We start from the raw sequence: 19,378 nt of genomic DNA on the forward strand, positions 1-19,378 counted from the left end.
CCCTTATTTCCCATCGATAATATTTTTAGCATTATCGATTATATCTGTAATATTTAGCTTGATCCAAGCAGTATCCATCCACTCAGCTGGGCGAACTTCGATACCTTGAACAAGAACTCCAAAGTGTAGGTGATCACCCATTGCATACCCACTTTTTCCACTTCTTGCAATAGAATGTTCAGCATTTACAAACTCACCGCTATTAACACTTACACTTGAACAATGCCCGTAAAGTGTGTATAGTCCTAAACCATGATGAATTATCGGCATATTACCATATAGTCCATTAAAGTCTGAGTATACTACATCTCCGCTATTTTGAGGCTTAATTTCAGCCATAGCATTTGAGGCCAAATCTAAACCTAAGTGAAATGATTCACTTAAATAGCTACCTTTATAAAGATATTTTCTATGATCACCAAACGTTGCAACAACCTGTGCATTTTTAAGCGGATACATCTTATTGATTTTAAGTTGTGATACTTTTTCCTGAGGAACTTTTGAAGTTATCTCATGAATTAATTTTTCATTCTTAGCACGGACATCTTCATTTATTATTTTAAACTGCTCTAGTGGATTTTCTACACCTTGAGTTTCTAAAAATTCCTCTGCCAGTTCAGCGATTTTACCGCTTAAAAATCTATCACTTATATTAATGCGTGATATTCTATAGTTTTTATTTTTCAGATATAGAGGAATATAACTTTTTGCCATATTTCCAGCATAATCTTTAACAACGATATTTGCTTTAAAGTTTCTCTCTGTTACAGGCCAAGCTAGAAGAGATATAAAATAACCGTCTTTATAAAATGGTTGAGCTATAAATTTTTTACCGTAGTTTGTTTCAATATACATGTCTTTTAGGTTTTCATCTTCAGCTTTAAAAATAACTACAGCCGAACCACCTTTGTTAATCTTGTATGAGTGTGCGATTGTAACTACAGACGGTCTGCGTTTATCGATTTTCAATTCATAATCTTTTACTACAGAGTTACCTTTAAAAAAGTTCCATTTGCTGCCATCAACAGCTTCAACACTTAAAGTTATAACATCATCTTTCATAGCATAAGCACTGCGAGGAGGTTCTACATTTATATTTACATTGTTTTGTAATACAAGAGGTTGGTCTGAATATAGTACTTTTTCACCAGATAAACTTTTTAAAGAAACTCTATATGATTGAATACCGCTAGCATCTTCAATTTCTAAACTCAAAGGTTTTTTCAAATTCCAATAACCGTTAGTGCTTAGTGTTACCTGAGGTATATTTCTCTCAAACATTTTAGAGTTGTAAAGGTAGATGCCTCCACCAATAATCAGTGCAAATAATATAAGTGTACCTATAGATGAACTATTGTTCCTTCTTCTCAAACCAAATCTCCTTCATTAAAAATCTCTTTATTTTTGTATTTTACTATTACTCTATTTACAGTTGGTAAAGAAAGTGCATCTTTTACAACTATTTTTGCATCTTTTAAAGTAGATCCGCTACATTTAAGATCACTATCTTCTAGATTAATCAGTGCCGTTTCACCAGAATCACTCAGCACCATTTTCTTTAAGAGTATAGCCTTTAGTCTAAGGCTAGCCAATGAGTTATAATTTAGAATATATCTGTTACAACTATCAACATCGGCACCAGCTTCAACAAGCTCATAAGCCAAAGCAAAAGTTATGCCATTAACATTATTTAAAAAGCCTTTAGTCCTTGCAATCAAAGAAGCATATAGTGATGTAGCCATCTTTGAATTTAGTTTAATCTCATTGCTTTTAAAAAAACTGAAAACATCTTTAGAGCTCTCAAGTTTTATATCCATATCCGCTGAAGAAGGATAAGAATTTTTAAGCTTATCCATCCAAGGTAAAAAACTCAAGTTTTTTTTGCTATCCTCACACTCAGAATAAAAGCTTACTTTTTTATGCTGTGTTAAAATAAAAGAATATAGTGCATTTGCAGATGCAATAAGAGCATCATCTGCATCACTCGGCAAAGATATAACTATATGATCTGCATCATTGATTTGTTCTAAACTTAGCACAAAAACTCTTCTTTAAAATTTTTGCAATTATACTAGTTTTTGTTTTTGTTAGCCTTATATACAAATGCTAATACTTCAGCCACGGCTGCAAAAAGTGCTTCAGGAATAGGCTTGTCGATCTCCACATCTTTATAAAGTGCACGAGCAAGTGGAGGGTCCTGCATAACATGGACACCCGCTTCACGTGCTATTTTCTTGATCTGAAGTGCTACATTATCTTTACCTTTTGCTACAACAATTGGAGCATGACTTACCTCTGCATCATACTTTAGAGCTACGGCAAAGTGAGTCGGATTTGTTACGACAACATCCGCATTTGGAACTTCAGCCATCATCCTTTTTCTACTCGCCTGCATTTGAATTTGGCGGATCTTTGATTTTACTAAAGGATCCCCTTCCATATTTTTCATCTCATCTTTAACTTCCTGTTTACTCATTTTTAGTCCGTCAAAGTACTGTTTTCTAACTATAATTATGTCTATTACTGCAAATACGAATATAATCAAAAGCATAACAAGTGCGATAATAAGAGCCTTATCCGCAAGCCATTCCATTTGATCTGCAAGACTCATTAATGCAACAGTGGGAAGCTCTTTAATAAAGAAAAAGAAAAATATAAAACCAACACCAAGAGTTGTAAAAGACTTGAAAGTTGTCTTTACACCATCTATAAGTTTTTTCATTGAAAATAGATTTTTAGTACCCTTTATAGGATCTAGTTTTTTTAAATCAGGCACGATTGCTTTTGTAGTAAACAAAAAACCAAACTGAGCGAGTGCTGCTAAAATACCTGCTATTGCAACAGCGATAGCTATTGGCATAACCATTATCAAGAACTCTCTTATAGTTACTATGGCAATATCTACCATTAGTCTTGAATCAAGAGGTGTACCTTGCAAGGAAAAATAGTATTCAAAAAGCCCTATCATATGCTTACCTAAAAAAGGAAAAAGCATTAAAAAAGCAAGAATTGCAATAAAAAGAGTACCAACACCTGAAGCATCCTGGCTTTTTGGTACGTTACCCTCTTTTCTGGCGTCTTCTATCTTCTTGGGGGTGGGTTCTTCTGTTTTCTCAGCGTCATCAGCCATCTACAGCTACTCTCTTAATCTTAATTTTCTTTATAAATCGACATAGACGGAAAAGCAAACTCTAGATTGTTTTTTTCAAAAATCTCCATAATCTTATACATCACATCTTCTTTTAACTCAAGAAACTCTGCCCAAACTACTGTTTTAGAAAAACAATAAACTAAAATGTTTATACTTGAATCACTAAATTCATCCAGATAAACCATAAGTGTCTTTTTAATTCCATTTGCATCTTCATAAGATACCATTTTTGCTTCTTGTTTGGCATTCTTACTTATCTCTGTATTGTCAGTTGCAATTCCTGGATGGTTTTGAAGCATCTCTCTTATATCGTTTACTGCTTTTTTTATATCTTGGCTCTTTGAGTCGTACTTAACACCCAGACTCATCTTTATACGGCGTCCAACCTCACGTTTATTCCAGTTTTTAATATCTGTATTTGCTAAATTTGCATTTGGCACAGAGATTAAAGCATTATCAAACGTTCTTACAGTTGTAACACGAAGACCTATCTCCACTACAGTACCCTCTACACCATCTGCAACTATCCAATCACCCTGTCTAAACGTGTCACCAAGTAAGATTGAAAGTGTCCCAAAAAAGTTTGCTAGTGAGTCTTTTGCAGCTAACGCAACCGCAAAACCACCTATACCAAGACCAGAGAGAACCGCAGTTAAATTAACGCCTGCATAGTATAGTACTAAAAGAATTCCAAGTATTAAAATAATAAAATTTATTATTTTAATCCCTACATTGATAACGGAAGCTTTTATTTTAGAATTATCTTTGTCTATCTTTTTGACTTTCATATAAGCTATTTTATTGATCACTTTATATAAAACAATCGTAAACATTAGACTGTAAATGATTGCAAATACCATACTTATAATCTCATTAGGCATAAAATCGTTGTAGATATATATAGCTATATGTATATTAATAAATATAAGTAGATATTCAAATGATGATTTTAAAGATTTTAGTATCTCATGTGCACTTTTTCTTGTATAGCTAAGTTTTACAAAAAGTTTTTCTACCAAATCATATAAATATTTTCTAATTAGAAACAAGAATAGAGATACAAAAAGTATAAGCAGTACTTTGACTACACTCAAACCTGCTACAGATAAAACACTGTTTATATCTTTAACAACTTCATAGTTATTGATCTGTTTTATGATCGAGAGTTGTTCATTTACAAAAGGTGCCAAAGCATCATTTGCACCTAATAATACAGATAAAAATACTAAACTTATAAAAACTCTGATCATAAAATCTCCTGTATTTTAGATACCTTCAGCTATCATTGCATCTGCTACTCTTTTAAAACCTGCTATATTTGCACCGTCTACATAGTTACCTTCAACACCGTAATCTTTAGCAGTTAAAACAACACGTTTTGCAATCTGCTGCATTGTAGTTTTAAGCTTTTGGTCAACTTTTTCAAAGCTCCATTTACCCATTGATGCATTTTGAGCCATCTCGAATTCACTTACGGCAACACCACCTGCATTTGCAGCTTTTGCAGGACCAAAACATATTTTATGATTTAAAAAGTCATTTGTAGCTTTAGTAGTACACGGCATATTTGCACCCTCAGCTACTACTTCAACACCATTAGCTATAAGATTTTGTGCATCCATACCCGTAAGCTCGTTTTGAGTAGCACAAGGGAATGCTCCATAACATGGTATATCCCATACGGCATGCCCATCAGCAGGATAATCTTCAGCAGGAATATATGTAGCTTCCGGATGTACCTCTAGGTACTCTTCTAAAGACACGCGTCTATTAAACTTCATATCTTTTAGAAGATCCAAATCAACACCCTCTTTATGGTATATAGTACCTTTTGAATCTGAACATGTAACAGGGATTGCACCTAAGTGATATAGTTTTTCAATAGCATGAAGTGCAACATTACCGCTACCGCTAACCGTACATATTTTACCCGTAAGTGGTTCTTTGTTCTCAAGTTCAAGCATAGTTTCCGTAAAATATATAAGTCCGTAACCAGTAGCTTCAGGACGCATTAGTGATCCGCCAAACATAAATGGCTTACCTGTTAATATACCGTCATATTTTGAAGTAATCTTTTTATATTCACCAAACAGATAACCTATCTCTCTGGCACCTACACCTATATCACCGGCAGGAACGTCCACACGAGGACCTATATACTTGTGAAGTTCAGTCATAAAAGCCGAACAAAACTTCATAACCTCAAAATCACTTTTACCTTTTGGATCAAAGTCACTTCCCCCTTTTCCTCCACCTATTGGAAGACCAGTAAGTGAGTTTTTAAATATCTGTTCAAATGCTAAAAATTTCAATACACCTTCATTTACAGTAGGGTGGAAACGAAGACCGCCTTTATATGGTCCAAGCGCATTATTAAACTGTATACGATAACCTGTATTGACTTGAATATTTTGATTATCATCAAACCATTCAACTTTAAATTTTATAACCCTGTCAGGCACAACCAAACGCTCTAATATAGCATTCTTCTTGTACCTGTCATCTGAATCCAATAGCGGAGCAATTGAAAGAACAACTTCCTCCATCGCTTGGTAAAATAGTTGATTACTATCAGTTGGTTTTTCAAATTTTTTAATTAAATCATTTACATTCATTATTTATATTTCCCATTCCTTTTATTTAATTAACATAATATTTTTAGTTTTTTATTGCCGTTTTTAACATCATTCGTCTTAAATAAGCTATTTTACTCTGTAGAGGTAAATCTTTTGGACATACGTCTTCACACCCTAAAAGTGTCATACAGCCAAATACACCGTCTTCATTTCCAATAAGTTCATAATACTCTTCATCACTTCTTTTATCACGTGGATCTAAATGGTAACGAGCTATTTTATTTAAACCGACTGCCCCTTTAAAATACGGTCTCATCTGTATTGTACCACAACCAGCCACACAACAACCACATTCTACACATCTATCAAGCTCATATATGGCATCTGCTAACTCTGGTTCCATTCTTTCTTCTAATTTATCAACTTCGAGCTCTTTTTCTTTATTGTGGATCCAAGTTTCAAGCTTCTCATTTAGTCCACGCATCCATTTACCTGAGAACACTGAAAGATCGCCTATTAACTCAAATAACGGAAGCGGTGCTAAGGTTATATGTTCATCTAGTTTTGATGTAAGTGTACGACAAGCCAAAGTTGGACGCCCATTAACAAGCATAGAACAACTTCCACATATACCTGCACGACATACAAAGTCATATTTTAAAGAGTTATCATGATGTTCACGAATATCATTTAGTGCTACAAAAAGTGTCATTCCATCAGCTTCTTCAACTTCAAAACGCTCCAACTTTGGAAAATCTTTAGGATCGTGCGGATCGAATCTGAGTATATCTATCTTTAATATTCTTGGTTTTTCTTCACTACTCATTTTCTAACCTTTCATTTAATCTTTCATTTCTACCCTGATATTTTTTAGGCAGTTTGTCTTTAAACGGCATTAACGCTTCTTGAATTTCAAATCTGTCTTTACCATCAGCTTCCATTGTAGCCCTAATTGAATCCACTTTTTCTTGATGAGCTTTTGTAGCAGAGTTATGAATAGTCATATCTTTTCCATAACCTCTAAAACCAGGTGGTAGTTCCATAGTGTCAACTTCTATGTCTTCATATGTAACAGTCGGTAGTGTCTGTTCAGGATCCGGCCATGAAGTTATGGTACGTTTTAGCCATTTCTCGTCATTTCTTTCAGGGAAATCTTCACGAGAGTGAGCACCACGACTCTCTTCTCTTAGATATGCTCCCATTGCAACCGTCAGTGCTACTTTAATCATTTTTTGAGTACGGTATGCATTGACTAAAGCTGGATTTGCAGCACGGCTTTTTGAACGGAAAACATCTATATTTTTACTTCTTATTAAAAGCTCTTCAAGCTCATCTACCGCTTCTTTTAGATCTTTACCGTTTCTAAAAATACCTACTTTTTCCATCATGATCTGCTCCATGCGACGACGAAGCACATAAGCATCTTCACCTCCATGGTTCTCTAGCAGCTTGTCAAGTTTAGCCTGTTCTATTTTTACAAATTCTTCAACATTTTTAGTATGGATAGAGAGATCACTATCAGGAGTGTCTAAATAATCTGATATGTATTCTGCTATAAGCATTCCAGACACAACTGTCTCACTAACAGAATTTCCTCCAAGACGGTTAAACCCGTGCATATCCCAACAAGCTGCTTCACCACACGAATAAAGCCCTTTTAGTGTTTGGGATTCACCTGTGTATTTTGTGCGAATCCCACCCATAGAGTAGTGTTGTGTTGGACGAACTGGAATCCATTCCTCTGCAGGATCGATCCCTAAAAAGTTCTCACAGATCTCTTTTACTTCACGCAGGTTTTTCTCAATATGTTCACGCCCAAGAATTGTGATATCTAGCCATAGGTGATCACCATAGCGACTTTTTACACCTTTGCCTTTGCGCATATGTTCAGTCATACGACGACTCACAACATCACGGCTTGCAAGCTCTTTTTTATCCGGCTCATAATCAGGCATAAATCTATAACCGTCTTTATCGAGTAAAAGTCCTCCATCTCCACGACAACCCTCTGTAGTTAAAATACCAACTGGCACAATAGCTGTTGGGTGAAACTGAATAGCTTCCATATTTCCAAGTGTTGCAACACCGCTCTCGATAGCAAGAGCCTGACCTGTACCTTGACAGATTATGGCATTTGTTGAAACTTTGTAGATACGCCCGTAACCGCCTGTTGCTATGGTAGTAGCTTTTGAAACATATGCTACTAATTCACCGCTCATCAAATTACGTGCTACAGCACCATAACATCTTCCATTTTCATGTATAAGCGCCATAGCTTCTAAACGTTCATGGATCTCAACTTTATCTTCGTGCGCTTTATTATCCATAGCATAAAGCATAGAGTGTCCAGTTCCATCAGATGTATAACATGTACGCCACTTTTTAGTACCGCCAAAATCACGTGAAGTGATCAAACCATGAGCTTCATCTTTTTCCGTAATAGTTACTTTTTGAGCATTTATGATTGACTGGTGATCACCACGTTTAACTCTAGTCCAAGGCACACCCCAGTGAGCAAGTTCACGAATAGCTTTTGGAGCACAGTGTGTGAACATACGAGCAACTACCTGATCAGCACCCCAGTCACTACCCTTGATCGTATCTTCAAAGTGAACATCTTCATTATCACCCTCGCCCATAGCAGAGTTTGCTAAAGATGCCTGCATACCACCCTGAGCTGCTGCTGAATGACTTCTCTTTGGAGGAACAAGTGTTAAAACAACCGCATCATGTCCACGTTCTTTTACACCAGTTGCTACACGAAGTCCTGCTAAACCACCACCTATAATTAAGACATCTGTATAAATTATTTTCATTAGTGGTTCTCCATCTTAATCGTTTTGCTTTCATATTTTTTTACGCCTGCACTGTAATCATGTTCAAGACCGATAGTTATATATTTATAAAGTGATGCACTTCCTAACACAAGATAAAATACTATAAACACTCTCATTAAAAGTTTATGTCTTGCACGGGATACTTTTGTATTTTTACCCTCCATGAAACCCCATTTTAGAGCAAGTCTGTAAAGTCCTATAAAAGCGTGTGTAACTACGGAGATCAAAAGGAGAAGATAAAGAGGTGCCATCATCTCATGAACTACACGGTACGATGAAGCATAAGGCCCTATGTCTGATGGTTCAGCCATCATAATATAGAGGTGTACACTACCTATGAAAAACATTAAAAAGCCGGTTGAGAGTTGAATAATCCAAAGGTAAGTATCTTCGTGTTTCATCCCTAAAGTATGTCTTTTCATAGCTTTGTGTTGTCTATAGTTATCAGGAAATTTTCTAAGGGCAATTGCAGCGTGAACGATAAAGATAGTAAATATAAATGCAGCCATAAATGATACTATTCCAGGATAAGTCTCACCAAAAAAGTAATACCCCTCAAACATAATAGTAACTTTGTACATCATCTCTTTACTAATAAGAATAGATGCTTCAAAGAGTAAATGCCCCATTATGAATATTGCTAGTATTAAACCTGTAATACTTTGAGTAAAATCAAGTTTGGCCGGTACTTTGTCTAACTTTTCCTGCTTCATACACACTCTCCCGTTTAAATATTTTCGTATTTTACAATAAAATTCTTATAAATTAAACTCTCCAAAATCTTTTAAAACTTTAAGCACTATATAACAAAAAATATACCACAATATGTCAAATATATACAACGCATAAGGTTAAATTTAATATGCAATCAAACATCTTACTTTCATCTTTGATGATAGTAGCAATCGCTATATTACTTCCACTAATATTCCATCTTACAAAGTATGTGGGCACATCAAGCGATAATGAAAGAAAAAACGAACCTTTTGAGGGCGGTGTTAGAGATACGCATAAAGATGTTTTTGACAAGATTAACGTTAAGTTTTTTCTAGTGGGAATCATATTTTTAATCTTTGATGTTGAAGTTCTTTTTATGTTCCCATGGGCACTAAATTTAAGAGAACTTGGAATATTTGGGATACTAGAGATGTTTGTTTTTATAGGTTTGCTAGTTGGCGGACTTATATATGTGTATAAGTCAAAGGTTTTAAAATGGATCTAAGTCATACAAATCTTCTAGATGATGCCATTATTACTACAAAGCTTGATGCAGTTGTAAACTGGGGACGTGAAGCTTCACTTTGGCCTTTTGTATTTGGAACGGCTTGTTGTGCGATTGAGTTTATGGCTACAGCTGCAAGTCGCTACGATATTAGCCGTTTTGGGGCTGAAGTCCTTCGATTCTCTCCAAGACATGCAGATCTCCTTGTAGTAGCAGGAACTGTTAGCCATAAACAGGCTCCTATTTTAAAGCAGGTGTATGATCAGATGCCTGAACCTAAATGGGTTATAGCTATGGGTGCTTGTGCATCTACAGGTGGTTTTTACGATAACTATACAACACTTCAGGGAATTGATGAGATTGTACCCGTTGATGTATACGTTGCAGGCTGCCCTCCACGTCCAGAAGCACTTATAGATGCCGTGCTAGATATTCAACGACAACTAAAGCGTGAAGATAACTTCAGTGTTAAACATAGTGATTTCAAGGGTAAATTAGATGACATTTAATATTATAGATGTTAATGATCTCTATGAGTTCATCTTGGATGCAAGAGATCATAAAGGTTTTTCACTTTTACTTGATATCACGTGTGTGGATAATTTATACAGAAAAGCACCTGCCAGGTTTGAGCTTATTTATATACTTAGGGATAAAACTTTTGAAAATACGCTGAACATTAAAGTTTATGTAAAAGATGAAATAAAAGGTGTTAAAAGTATAAGCTCTCTGTTTAGATCAGCTACTTGGGCTGAGAGAGAAGTGTATGATCAGTACGGCGTGAATTTTCAAGATCACCCGCTTCTAAAACGCATACTAAACCATGAGGAGTTTGTAGGTCATCCTCTTAGAAAAGATTATAATATTAGAGATGCTCACTACTGCACTAAAACACAAGATCTTCTCGATGAGTTAAAACCTGTTTTAGATAAAAACGATCTAGATATGGATAAAGATGATCTTATGGTTATAAACCTTGGACCATCACACCCCGCAACTCATGGAACTATAAGGACACTTGCTGCACTTGATGGTGAAAAAATAGTAGCAAGTGTAAGTGAGATCGGATACCTGCACCGCGGGTTTGAAAAAAGCTGTGAAAACCATACCTACAACCAAATAATTCCATACACTGACAGGCTTAATTACTGTTCTGCACTTATGAACAACATCGCATTTTCTAAGACTATAGAGGATATGCTGGGTGTTACACTTCCTGATCGCGGCGTGTTCATACGTGTAATACTCTCTGAACTCTCGCGTGCAGTTGATCATCTTGTATGTTTAGCAGCAGGTCTTTTGGATATGGGTGGACAAACTAACTATTGGTACTTTTTCAATCCTCGTAACGATGCTTATAATTTTTTATCTAAACTCACAGGTGCTAGACTTACAAACTCTTTTATGCGCGTTGGCGGTATGACACATGATCTATACGATGGCTGGCAGGATGATCTAGAAGACGTACTTAAAAAAATAGATTACGGTATAACTGAATCTAAAAAGATGATCGAGCATAACCGTATATTTAACGACAGACTCCAAGATATCTCACCAGTAAGTGCCGATGAGGCTATAAGTTACGGATGGACAGGACCAAATCTTAGAGCAAGCGGAGTCCCATACGATCTTCGTTTTGCAAAACCTTATGATTTTTACGAAAGCTTTGATTTTGACATGGTAGTTGGAAGTGTTGGTGACACTTATGATCGTATGATGGTTCGTATTGAAGAGATCAACCAAAGTATGAGAATTATCCGCCAAGCCGTAAATGAGCTTCCAAACGGTGATATCTGTGTTAATGATAAAAGTATAATCCTCCCTCCAAAGCAGTGTGTATACGGCTCGATTGAAGGGATGATGAATCAGTTTATGCTTACTATAGACGGCGTTAAAGTTCCTGCTTGTGAGTACTACTCAGCTTATGAAGCTGCAAACGGCGAGCTTGGTTTTTATGTAGTTAGTGATGGAAGCGGTACTCCGTATAAAGTCAAAGTCAGACCACCTAGTTTTTACCATATGGCGGCGTATCCTGAGATCATTCAAGGCTATCAGGTAGCAGATGCAATTTTGACTCTTGGGAGTTTAAATATCATCGCTGGGGAGATGGACAGATGAGTTTTCAGTTTTCAGATGATAATTTAAAACAAATAGAGTTCTTAAAAACACGATACCCGTCTCTTGATGCACTAAGTCTTCCTCTACTTTGGATGGCGCAATATCAAGATGGATTTATATCTCTTGAAGCAATTGATGAGATCTCTAAAATAACCAAACTTCCGCCTATGGAGATCTACAGAGTAGCTACATTTTACACAATGTTTAAGCTGCAAAAACAAGAAAAACTTCTTGTGTCTGTGTGTAAGACACTTTCATGCAAACTTTGCGGAAGTGATGAAATTTTAGATCACCTAAAGAGTAAGGATGTTGAGATCGAGTATGTAGAGTGTCTTGGTTCTTGCGGAACAAGTCCCGTTATGCAGATCAAAGATGTAAATTATGAAAATCTTACACCCCAAAAAGTGGATGATATTTTAGAGGAGTTGTTATGAGAGAAGTAAAAATAGTCTCTAAACACTTTTCTATAAAAGACTCCCATACTCTAAAAGTCGCTAAAGCAAACGGTGCATACAGCAATGCACTTAAAAAAGCTTATAAACTAGAGCCGAAACAGATAATTGAGATCATTAAAGAGAGCGGTCTCAGAGGAAAAGGCGGTGGCGGTGCACCTGCAGGAGAAAAATGGTCACTTATGCCACAAGATAGTGACAAACCAAGTTTCTTAGCAGTTAACTGTGATGAGAGTGAACCTGGAACTTTTAAAGACAGACAGATAATTTCAAAAGATCCACACCTTTTAATAGAGGGAATCCTAATCACATGCCATGCTATAAAAGCTAAACATGCATATATTTACATCCGTGGAGAGTATAAGCAGTATCAAGATATTTTGCAAGGTGCTATAGATGAAGCATATACCGAAGGTCTACTAAATAACTGCGACATTACGATCCACCGCGGAGCAGGAGCTTATATCTGCGGTGAAAAATCAGCCCTTTTAGAATCTATGGAAGGTAAACGCGGACACCCAAGACTAAAACCAAAACAAAAAGAGTGTGAATGGTATTTTAGCAATCCTACACTTGTAAACAATGTTGAAACAATCGCTTCTGTTCCTTACATTATAGATAACGGTGCAGAGGGGTATAGAAAATTCGGAACAGATAAAAGTCCCGGGACTCTTCTTTTTGCAATGAGCGGACATGTTAAAAACCGCGGTGTTTATGAGGCTGAATTTGGCACAGGTATGTGGGATTATATAGAGCATTTTGGCGGCGGTATAAGAGATGGAAAAAAACTAAAAGCCGTAATACCAGGAGGAGCTTCAACAGATATATTAACAGCAGATGAAGTAATGGAAGCTAAACTAGATTATGAATATTTACGTTCAATCGGCAGTGCATTAGGTACCGGTGGTATGATTGTTATGGATGAAGACACGAATATGGTTGAGGCTTTAAAAAATCTGCTTGAATTTTACCATGAAGAATCTTGTGGACAATGTACACCATGTCGTGAAGGAACTGGTCTTAGTGATAAACTGGTTGAAAAAATACTAAGCGGTAATGGAAGTAGTGAAGATATAGATGAACTGCTTGAGATCTCAGATACAATGAACGGTAAAACAATCTGTGTTTTTGCACCAGCAGTTAGCAGTGTTATAAACTCTTTTATCGGTAAGTTTCGTGATGAGTTTGAGGCTTATAACAAATCAACCGGAGCAAAAATATGAGTCTAGTTAAAGTTACGGTTGATAATAATACTTACGAAGTTGAAAAGGATTCGCTTCTTATAGATCTGCTTATAAAAGAAAATCTTAGAGTTCCATACTTTTGCTACCATGAGGCTTTAGGGGCTGATGGTAACTGCCGTATGTGTATGGTTGAAATTGAGGGTCAAAAAAGACCGCAGATTGCTTGTGATACACCTGTAAAAGATGGAATGGTAGTGTATTCTCAAGGTAAAAAACTCCCTATTAAAAAAATACGCAGAGATATATTAGAACTTGAGCTTATAAACCACCCTGTTGACTGTCCTATCTGCGATCAGGCTGGTGAATGCAGTCTGCAAGAGTATTATATGGAGTATGGGCTACACGACTCACATATGTATGGTCTTGATAAAGTTACACACCATAAACATATAGACTTAGGCTCAAACGTTATGCTTGATCAGGAGCGTTGTGTACTATGTGCAAGGTGTACACGATTTACTGCCAACATAACACATACTCATGAACTTGGAATCGTTGGTCGAGGGGATGAAGCACACATAACGACAATGCCGGGACGTAAGCTTGATAATCCTTATGCAATGAATGTAGTAGATCTGTGTCCTGTTGGAGCATTGACATCTAAAGATTTTAGATTTGCTCAACGCGTTTGGTTTTTAGAATCAAGCGAATCAGTATGTACACATTGTGCAAAAAACTGCAACATTTACATAGATCACAACAAACTAAAATATCAAGATGAAAACATATACCGTTTCCGCCCTCGTAAAAACTTGGAAGTAAACGGCTTTTTTATATGTAATGAGGGAAGACTCTCTTATAAAAACCTTCTAAATAACAGAATGATAAAGTCAACTCATGTAAACGAGAAAGATATACTAAAAAACTCTATTGAAAAAGCCAAAGCTATTGCAGTGCTTGTAGATGCTTCACTTTTTAATGAAGAGATAGAGATGATCAAAGAGTTCTCAGAAAAGATAGGTGCTAAACTATACTGCCCGCAAGATACATACATAGATGAAGAGTTTGAAGATGATATGTTACGCTCAAAATACAAAATAGCAAATATTAAAACTATTCAAAATCTAAATATTTTAGACGAGATGCCAAAAGATGCGGATCTAGTTATAAATTTCAACCATCCTGACATAACTAAGATAGATTCCAAAGAGATAATCAGTTTTCAAACACATAAGTTTGAGCTCGAAACTATTCTTACGATCCCAATAGCTACTTATGTAGAAAACAGCGGAAGTTTTACAAATATAGACGGCATAACCCAACATCTGAAAAAAGCCATTACATTAAATGAGCCTATACCTACAATTGCACAGTGGTTTAAAAGGTTGGAGTTATGAGTATGGCATCAATTATCGTAGCGATCACTGCTTTTGTTCTTGGTGCACTGCTCGCACTTTTAACCATACCTGTTCTTGTATGGCTTGAGCGCCGTACTGCAGGTCTTGTTCAAGACAGACTTGGACCAAACCGTACAAATATATTTGGTTTTCGCTTAGGCGGTGTAGTTCAGAGTTTTGCAGATGTTGTAAAACTTCTTATAAAAGAGGAATATTATCCATCACACATAAAAATAGGAAGATGGCTTTTTATGCTATCACCTATTATCACTTTTACTGCCGCACTTTTAGCTTTTATGGTTATACCTTTTGCAGATACTCTTATAATAGACGGTGAAGCATTAAGAATGCAGCCGCTTCCTGTAGAGTATGGAGTGTTTTGGTATTTGGCTATCGGATCTGTCGGGGTTATAGGTGTAATATTTGGTGGATGGCTCTCACATAACAAGTACTCACTTCTTGGTGCTATGCGTGCTACATCTATGGTTGTAAGTTATGAGTTGCCTCTTGGTCTGGCTATTATCTCATTTATAGTTACATACAACACGGTTGACTTTAACGCAATGGTGCAGTATCAAACTGATACACTTTTTGGGTTTTTACCATCATGGGGAGTTTTTCTGCAACCTCTTGCTTCGATCATACTCATTGTTGCATTATTTGCCGAGACAAACCGTAACCCGTTTACCGTTGCTGAGGGTGAAAGTGAAATAGTTGCCGGATATATGACTGAATACTCTGCTATGAAATTTGCTATGTATTTTATGGGTGAGTATGTAGCTATGAATACGGCAAGTGCAGTAATAATCACTATGATCTTCGGAGGTTATCAACTACCTTATGTATCGACTCAGATGCTTCTTGAAAACTTCAACTATTTTGCCTATGCACTTATAGTTTTAGTACCTGCATTTACTTGGTGGATGATCAGTTTTATGAGAAAAAACAACCGTGTACGCCCAAGCGTAACTACAGATAGCGGTAGAATTTTCGAGACTAAAGTTATAACTATATTTTTACTGTTTTTAGCCGTAGTTGTAGATGCAATTTTACTTTATCTATCCCTTATCCCAAATGTACTTGCAACTCAGATAGCAGTAACTATGATTCAGGTTGTTATATTTGTTTTAAAACTAATGGCGTTTAACATGTTTTTCATTTTAATCCGTTGGACGCTACCGAGGTTTAGATACGACCAGGTTCAAAGCCTAGGATGGAACTATCTTTTACCGCTTTCACTATTTAACTTGTTTGTAACAGCCATAGTTGTTGTAGGAGTAAACTAATGGGTAAAAATATTATAACGACTCCAAGATATGGGAAAAACTTTAAAGACAGACTATATCTTCCTGCCATATATGAAGGTTGCAAGGTTACATTTAAACACTTCTTTACAAACATAAATAATTCAAATGCAGTTGATACTCTTGAATACCCTGAAGAACAACCTAGTGATATTACAAGCAGATACCGCGGTCTTCACAGACTGACTCACAGAGCTGATGACACCATAGCTTGTGTAGCGTGTTTTATGTGTGCAACCGCTTGTCCGTCTGATTGTATATTTATAGAAGCGACTGAGAGAGATGATAATAAAGATGAGAAAATGCCGAAGAGTTTTTCAATAGATACCTTAGAGTGTATATTCTGCGGTTACTGTGTAGAAGCATGTCCATGTGATGCAATCCGTATGGATACGGGTATTTTTTCACTTACGGGTAATTCACGTGAAGATTTTGTTTTAAACAAAGATCAGCTACTAAGTTATAAGGGTGCTTTTGGAGAGGAGAACAGTTGTGCTAGAAGTTAGTATATTTATAATTCTAAGCCTTTTTATGCTTGGCGGTGCAATTGCTATTATTACAAATAAACAGACTGTTTTTAGTGTTTTTGGTTTTTTAATAGTAATGATTGGATTTGGTGGAATGTTTGCCCTGCTTGACAACAGATTTTTAGCCCTAGCTCAAATAATGGTCTCAGTAGGTGCTGTTGTTGTTTTAAGCATGCTTGCAGTGCTTAGCGTAAATGCAAAAGAGAAAAACCTTCCAAATGAGCCAAACAGATACAAGTGGATTATTTTTAGTTCGGCTCTGGTATTACCTTTTACATATTTAATCTACAAGACATTATCGTCTGTAGCAAAAGAGTTTACGCAAAACTCCTTTACCTCAAAAGATATAGGAAATGAGCTTTTTAACTCTTGGGTACTGCCGTTTGAGATAGTATCAATCCTGCTCTTAACTGCTATGATCGGAGCTATCGTGATAGCTAGAAAGGAGAATACATGAATCCGGATATGTTCTTCCTTTTAGCCTCAGTTCTTTTTTCAATTGGTTTAGTGGGAATTGTAAGCAGACGCAACCTTTTTATAGTTTATATATCTATAGAGTTGATGCTAAGCTCAATCAACCTCATCCTTGCAACACTTTCAAAACTATCTAACGATCCTGCTGGTAGTGTTATGGCTCTGATCATAATAGCTGTGATTGCAGCCGAAGCAGCTTTGTTTTTAGCAATTATAATTCACCTCAACAGACTAAGACGCTCTATTGACAGTGATGACTTTAAAGACTTAGCTCAAAGCGAGGTAAAATAATGTTAAATCTTATAGTTATTCTTCCTTTTTTATCTGCTTTGATTTTGGCTCTAACATATCTTTACGATCCTTCAAAACAAAGAGAAAAACTCTATACCTTTATCGGTGTGGGTTCAATTTTAGTAACTACAATATTTTCTTTAATAGTTTTATCACAAGTGATCTCAACGGGAGAAAGTATACACACTGTACTTTTTGAGTGGATCAGTATAGACAAATTCAAAATTGATCTTGCATTTGTAGCAGATCCTTTATCTGCTGTAATGATTGGATTTATTACATCAATAGGACTTCTGATTCATATATATGCTGTTGGATATATGAGTGGCGATGCAGGCTTTGGAAAGTTCTTTGCCTACTTTAACCTTTTTATGGGAAGTATGCTTTTGCTTGTACTTGCAAATACTCCAATGATCATGTTTATTGGCTGGGAGCTGGTAGGACTTAGCTCATACCTTTTAATAGGATACTACCATGAAAATGGTGCAAATATAAAAGCTGCAAACAAAGCTTTTATACTTAACCGTGTGGGTGACTTTGGTTTTATCATGGGTATACTGATTTTGTTTTTAGTTGCAGGTACCAATGGTTTTACATTTGTCGATATTGAATCAAATATATCTAACGTTGACACTTCTATACTAACCCTTATTGGTGTCCTTTTATTTGTAGGTGCTATGGGTAAATCTGCTCAGATACCTCTATATGTATGGCTTCCTGATGCTATGGCTGGTCCGACACCGGTATCTGCTTTAATTCATGCCGCAACTATGGTAACTGCGGGTGTATATATGGTGGCTAGATTTAGTTTTATATATGAACTTATTCCAAATGTCGGAGAGTTTATAGCCATCATAGGTGTAAGTTCTGCACTATTTGCAGCTATTATAGCTTCGTACCAAAGCGATATAAAAAAGATACTTGCGTATTCGACTATGAGTCAGCTTGGATATATGTTTGTAGCAGTTGGGCTTGGTTTTTACGATGAGGGTATATTTCACGTCTTTACACACGCATTTTTTAAAGCGCTTCTTTTCATGGGTGCAGGGGCTGTTATAATCGCTATGCATCATGAACAAAATATATTTAAAATGGGCGGACTAAAGAGTGAGCTAAAACTTGTATATATAACTATGTTTATAGCAACTCTGGCAATAAGCGGAATTCCGCCTTTTGCAGGTTTCTTCTCAAAAGATGCCATTTTAGTGTCAGCTTTTTCGTCTGGTTATACGACTATCTGGGTGCTTGCTTCACTGACTGCGGCAATTACATCTTACTATATGTTTAGACTTTTGTTTGTAGTATTTCACTCAAACGAAAATACAAAAACACTTGTAGATCTAAAGTCTTCAATGACTATACCACTTGTTATATTAGCCATAGGTGCTACATTTGCGGGTTTCATACAAGATGATTTTTCAAAATTTTTAGGTATTACTCAAAACTCTTTTCATATAGCTCATTCTCAAGAGCTTATGCTTGAGTCTTTAAATGTAGTGCTGGCAATTATCGGTATGGGTGTAGCATATAAACTATACGCTAAAGATGCCAAAGAGGTTCAACCAAATAATTTAGTCAAAAGAGTAATTATTAATAAATTCTACATAGATGAGTTCTACGAGTTTTTGATTATGAAGCCTATCGTTTCATTAAGCACACTTATTGCAAATGTTATCGATCCAAAAGGGTTTGACTTTATTGTTAGATTTAACGTGTGGGTATATCTCTCTTGCGGAAAGATTTTTTCAAGACTCCAAAACGGTATGGTGCGTTACTACGCACTCTATATGCTTGTGGGTATATCTGCAATGAGTGTATATATTATTATAAAACTAGGGGTGTAAA

The 19,378-nt window shown here is 36.1% G+C and carries 19 protein-coding genes; 11 read left to right on the forward strand and 8 right to left on the reverse strand.

What is annotated here, in order from left to right; genetic code table 11:
- Window positions 1–3: 3 nt before the first annotated feature.
- The 8 genes from ABZA65_RS02525 to ABZA65_RS02560 are packed head-to-tail and all read right to left on the reverse strand — an operon-like array spanning window position 4 to window position 9,277.
- Entirely contained in the window at window positions 4–1,371 is a 1,368-nt protein-coding gene (locus tag ABZA65_RS02525; RefSeq protein WP_373070259.1) for a M23 family metallopeptidase, read from the reverse strand.
- Window positions 1,368–2,039 carry a bifunctional oligoribonuclease/PAP phosphatase NrnA gene (locus ABZA65_RS02530; protein ID WP_373070261.1) on the reverse strand — a complete coding sequence of 224 codons (672 nt, stop codon included), beginning with the start codon at window positions 2,037–2,039 and terminating at the stop codon, window positions 1,368–1,370. Before ABZA65_RS02530 ends, ABZA65_RS02525 begins: the two co-directional genes overlap by 4 nt.
- Before the next feature lie 32 nt (window positions 2,040–2,071).
- Window positions 2,072–3,130: a flagellar biosynthesis protein FlhB gene (gene flhB / locus ABZA65_RS02535; protein ID WP_373070263.1), complete on the reverse strand. Its 1,059-nt coding sequence runs from the start codon at window positions 3,128–3,130 to the stop codon at window positions 2,072–2,074.
- Between the two features lie 20 nt (window positions 3,131–3,150).
- Window positions 3,151–4,401: a mechanosensitive ion channel family protein gene (locus ABZA65_RS02540; RefSeq protein WP_373070265.1), complete on the reverse strand. Its 1,251-nt coding sequence runs from the start codon at window positions 4,399–4,401 to the stop codon at window positions 3,151–3,153.
- Window positions 4,402–4,416: 15 nt separating this feature from the next.
- A complete protein-coding gene (gene gdhA / locus ABZA65_RS02545) occupies window positions 4,417–5,769 on the reverse strand; it encodes an NADP-specific glutamate dehydrogenase (RefSeq protein WP_373070640.1) in 1,353 nt (450 codons plus the stop codon).
- Window positions 5,770–5,809: 40 nt separating this feature from the next.
- On the reverse strand, window positions 5,810–6,553 hold the full coding sequence (locus ABZA65_RS02550) for a fumarate reductase iron-sulfur subunit (protein WP_373070267.1): 744 nt from the start codon (window positions 6,551–6,553) through the stop codon (window positions 5,810–5,812).
- Window positions 6,546–8,543, reverse strand: coding sequence for a fumarate reductase flavoprotein subunit (locus ABZA65_RS02555; RefSeq protein WP_373070269.1), 1,998 nt, complete (start codon window positions 8,541–8,543; stop codon window positions 6,546–6,548). Before ABZA65_RS02555 ends, ABZA65_RS02550 begins: the two co-directional genes overlap by 8 nt.
- Window positions 8,543–9,277, reverse strand: a complete 735-nt coding sequence (locus ABZA65_RS02560) for a fumarate reductase cytochrome b subunit (RefSeq protein WP_373070271.1) — start codon at window positions 9,275–9,277, stop codon at window positions 8,543–8,545. The genes ABZA65_RS02555 and ABZA65_RS02560 overlap by 1 nt, the downstream gene beginning before the upstream one ends.
- Window positions 9,278–9,426: 149 nt before the next feature.
- On the opposite strand from ABZA65_RS02560, the gene ABZA65_RS02565 reads away from it, so the two are divergent.
- Genes ABZA65_RS02565 through nuoL form a run of 11 tightly spaced genes read left to right on the forward strand, consistent with a single transcriptional unit; the run spans window position 9,427 to window position 19,377 of the window.
- Window positions 9,427–9,786 carry an NADH-quinone oxidoreductase subunit A gene (locus ABZA65_RS02565; RefSeq protein ID WP_373070273.1) on the forward strand — a complete coding sequence of 120 codons (360 nt, stop codon included), beginning with the start codon at window positions 9,427–9,429 and terminating at the stop codon, window positions 9,784–9,786.
- Window positions 9,777–10,295: an NADH-quinone oxidoreductase subunit B gene (locus tag ABZA65_RS02570; protein WP_373070275.1), complete on the forward strand. Its 519-nt coding sequence runs from the start codon at window positions 9,777–9,779 to the stop codon at window positions 10,293–10,295. The genes ABZA65_RS02565 and ABZA65_RS02570 overlap by 10 nt, the downstream gene beginning before the upstream one ends.
- The gene (locus ABZA65_RS02575; RefSeq protein ID WP_373070277.1) at window positions 10,285–11,904 is read left to right on the forward strand and encodes an NADH-quinone oxidoreductase subunit D; all 1,620 of its coding nucleotides are present in this window, start codon (window positions 10,285–10,287) and stop codon (window positions 11,902–11,904) included. Before ABZA65_RS02570 ends, ABZA65_RS02575 begins: the two co-directional genes overlap by 11 nt.
- On the forward strand, window positions 11,901–12,338 hold the full coding sequence (locus ABZA65_RS02580) for an NAD(P)H-dependent oxidoreductase subunit E (protein ID WP_373070279.1): 438 nt from the start codon (window positions 11,901–11,903) through the stop codon (window positions 12,336–12,338). Before ABZA65_RS02575 ends, ABZA65_RS02580 begins: the two co-directional genes overlap by 4 nt.
- The gene (gene nuoF, locus ABZA65_RS02585; RefSeq protein WP_373070281.1) at window positions 12,335–13,579 is read left to right on the forward strand and encodes an NADH-quinone oxidoreductase subunit NuoF; all 1,245 of its coding nucleotides are present in this window, start codon (window positions 12,335–12,337) and stop codon (window positions 13,577–13,579) included. The genes ABZA65_RS02580 and nuoF overlap by 4 nt, the downstream gene beginning before the upstream one ends.
- On the forward strand, window positions 13,576–14,937 hold the full coding sequence (locus ABZA65_RS02590) for a 2Fe-2S iron-sulfur cluster-binding protein (protein WP_373070283.1): 1,362 nt from the start codon (window positions 13,576–13,578) through the stop codon (window positions 14,935–14,937). Before nuoF ends, ABZA65_RS02590 begins: the two co-directional genes overlap by 4 nt.
- The gene (locus tag ABZA65_RS02595) at window positions 14,934–16,223 is read left to right on the forward strand and encodes an NADH-quinone oxidoreductase subunit H (RefSeq protein WP_373070285.1); all 1,290 of its coding nucleotides are present in this window, start codon (window positions 14,934–14,936) and stop codon (window positions 16,221–16,223) included. The genes ABZA65_RS02590 and ABZA65_RS02595 overlap by 4 nt, the downstream gene beginning before the upstream one ends.
- Entirely contained in the window at window positions 16,223–16,747 is a 525-nt protein-coding gene (locus ABZA65_RS02600) for an NADH-quinone oxidoreductase subunit I (protein WP_373070287.1), read from the forward strand. The genes ABZA65_RS02595 and ABZA65_RS02600 overlap by 1 nt, the downstream gene beginning before the upstream one ends.
- A complete protein-coding gene (locus ABZA65_RS02605; protein ID WP_373070289.1) occupies window positions 16,734–17,225 on the forward strand; it encodes an NADH-quinone oxidoreductase subunit J in 492 nt (163 codons plus the stop codon). Before ABZA65_RS02600 ends, ABZA65_RS02605 begins: the two co-directional genes overlap by 14 nt.
- Window positions 17,222–17,533, forward strand: coding sequence for an NADH-quinone oxidoreductase subunit NuoK (gene nuoK / locus ABZA65_RS02610; RefSeq protein ID WP_373070291.1), 312 nt, complete (start codon window positions 17,222–17,224; stop codon window positions 17,531–17,533). Before ABZA65_RS02605 ends, nuoK begins: the two co-directional genes overlap by 4 nt.
- Window positions 17,533–19,377 carry an NADH-quinone oxidoreductase subunit L gene (nuoL, locus tag ABZA65_RS02615; RefSeq protein ID WP_373070293.1) on the forward strand — a complete coding sequence of 615 codons (1,845 nt, stop codon included), beginning with the start codon at window positions 17,533–17,535 and terminating at the stop codon, window positions 19,375–19,377. Before nuoK ends, nuoL begins: the two co-directional genes overlap by 1 nt.
- The last annotated feature ends 1 nt before the right edge of the window (window position 19,378 follow it).

Origin of the sequence: Sulfurimonas sp. (assembly GCF_041583195.1) — a bacterium.
Taxonomy (GTDB): Bacteria; Campylobacterota; Campylobacteria; order Campylobacterales; family Sulfurimonadaceae; genus Sulfurimonas.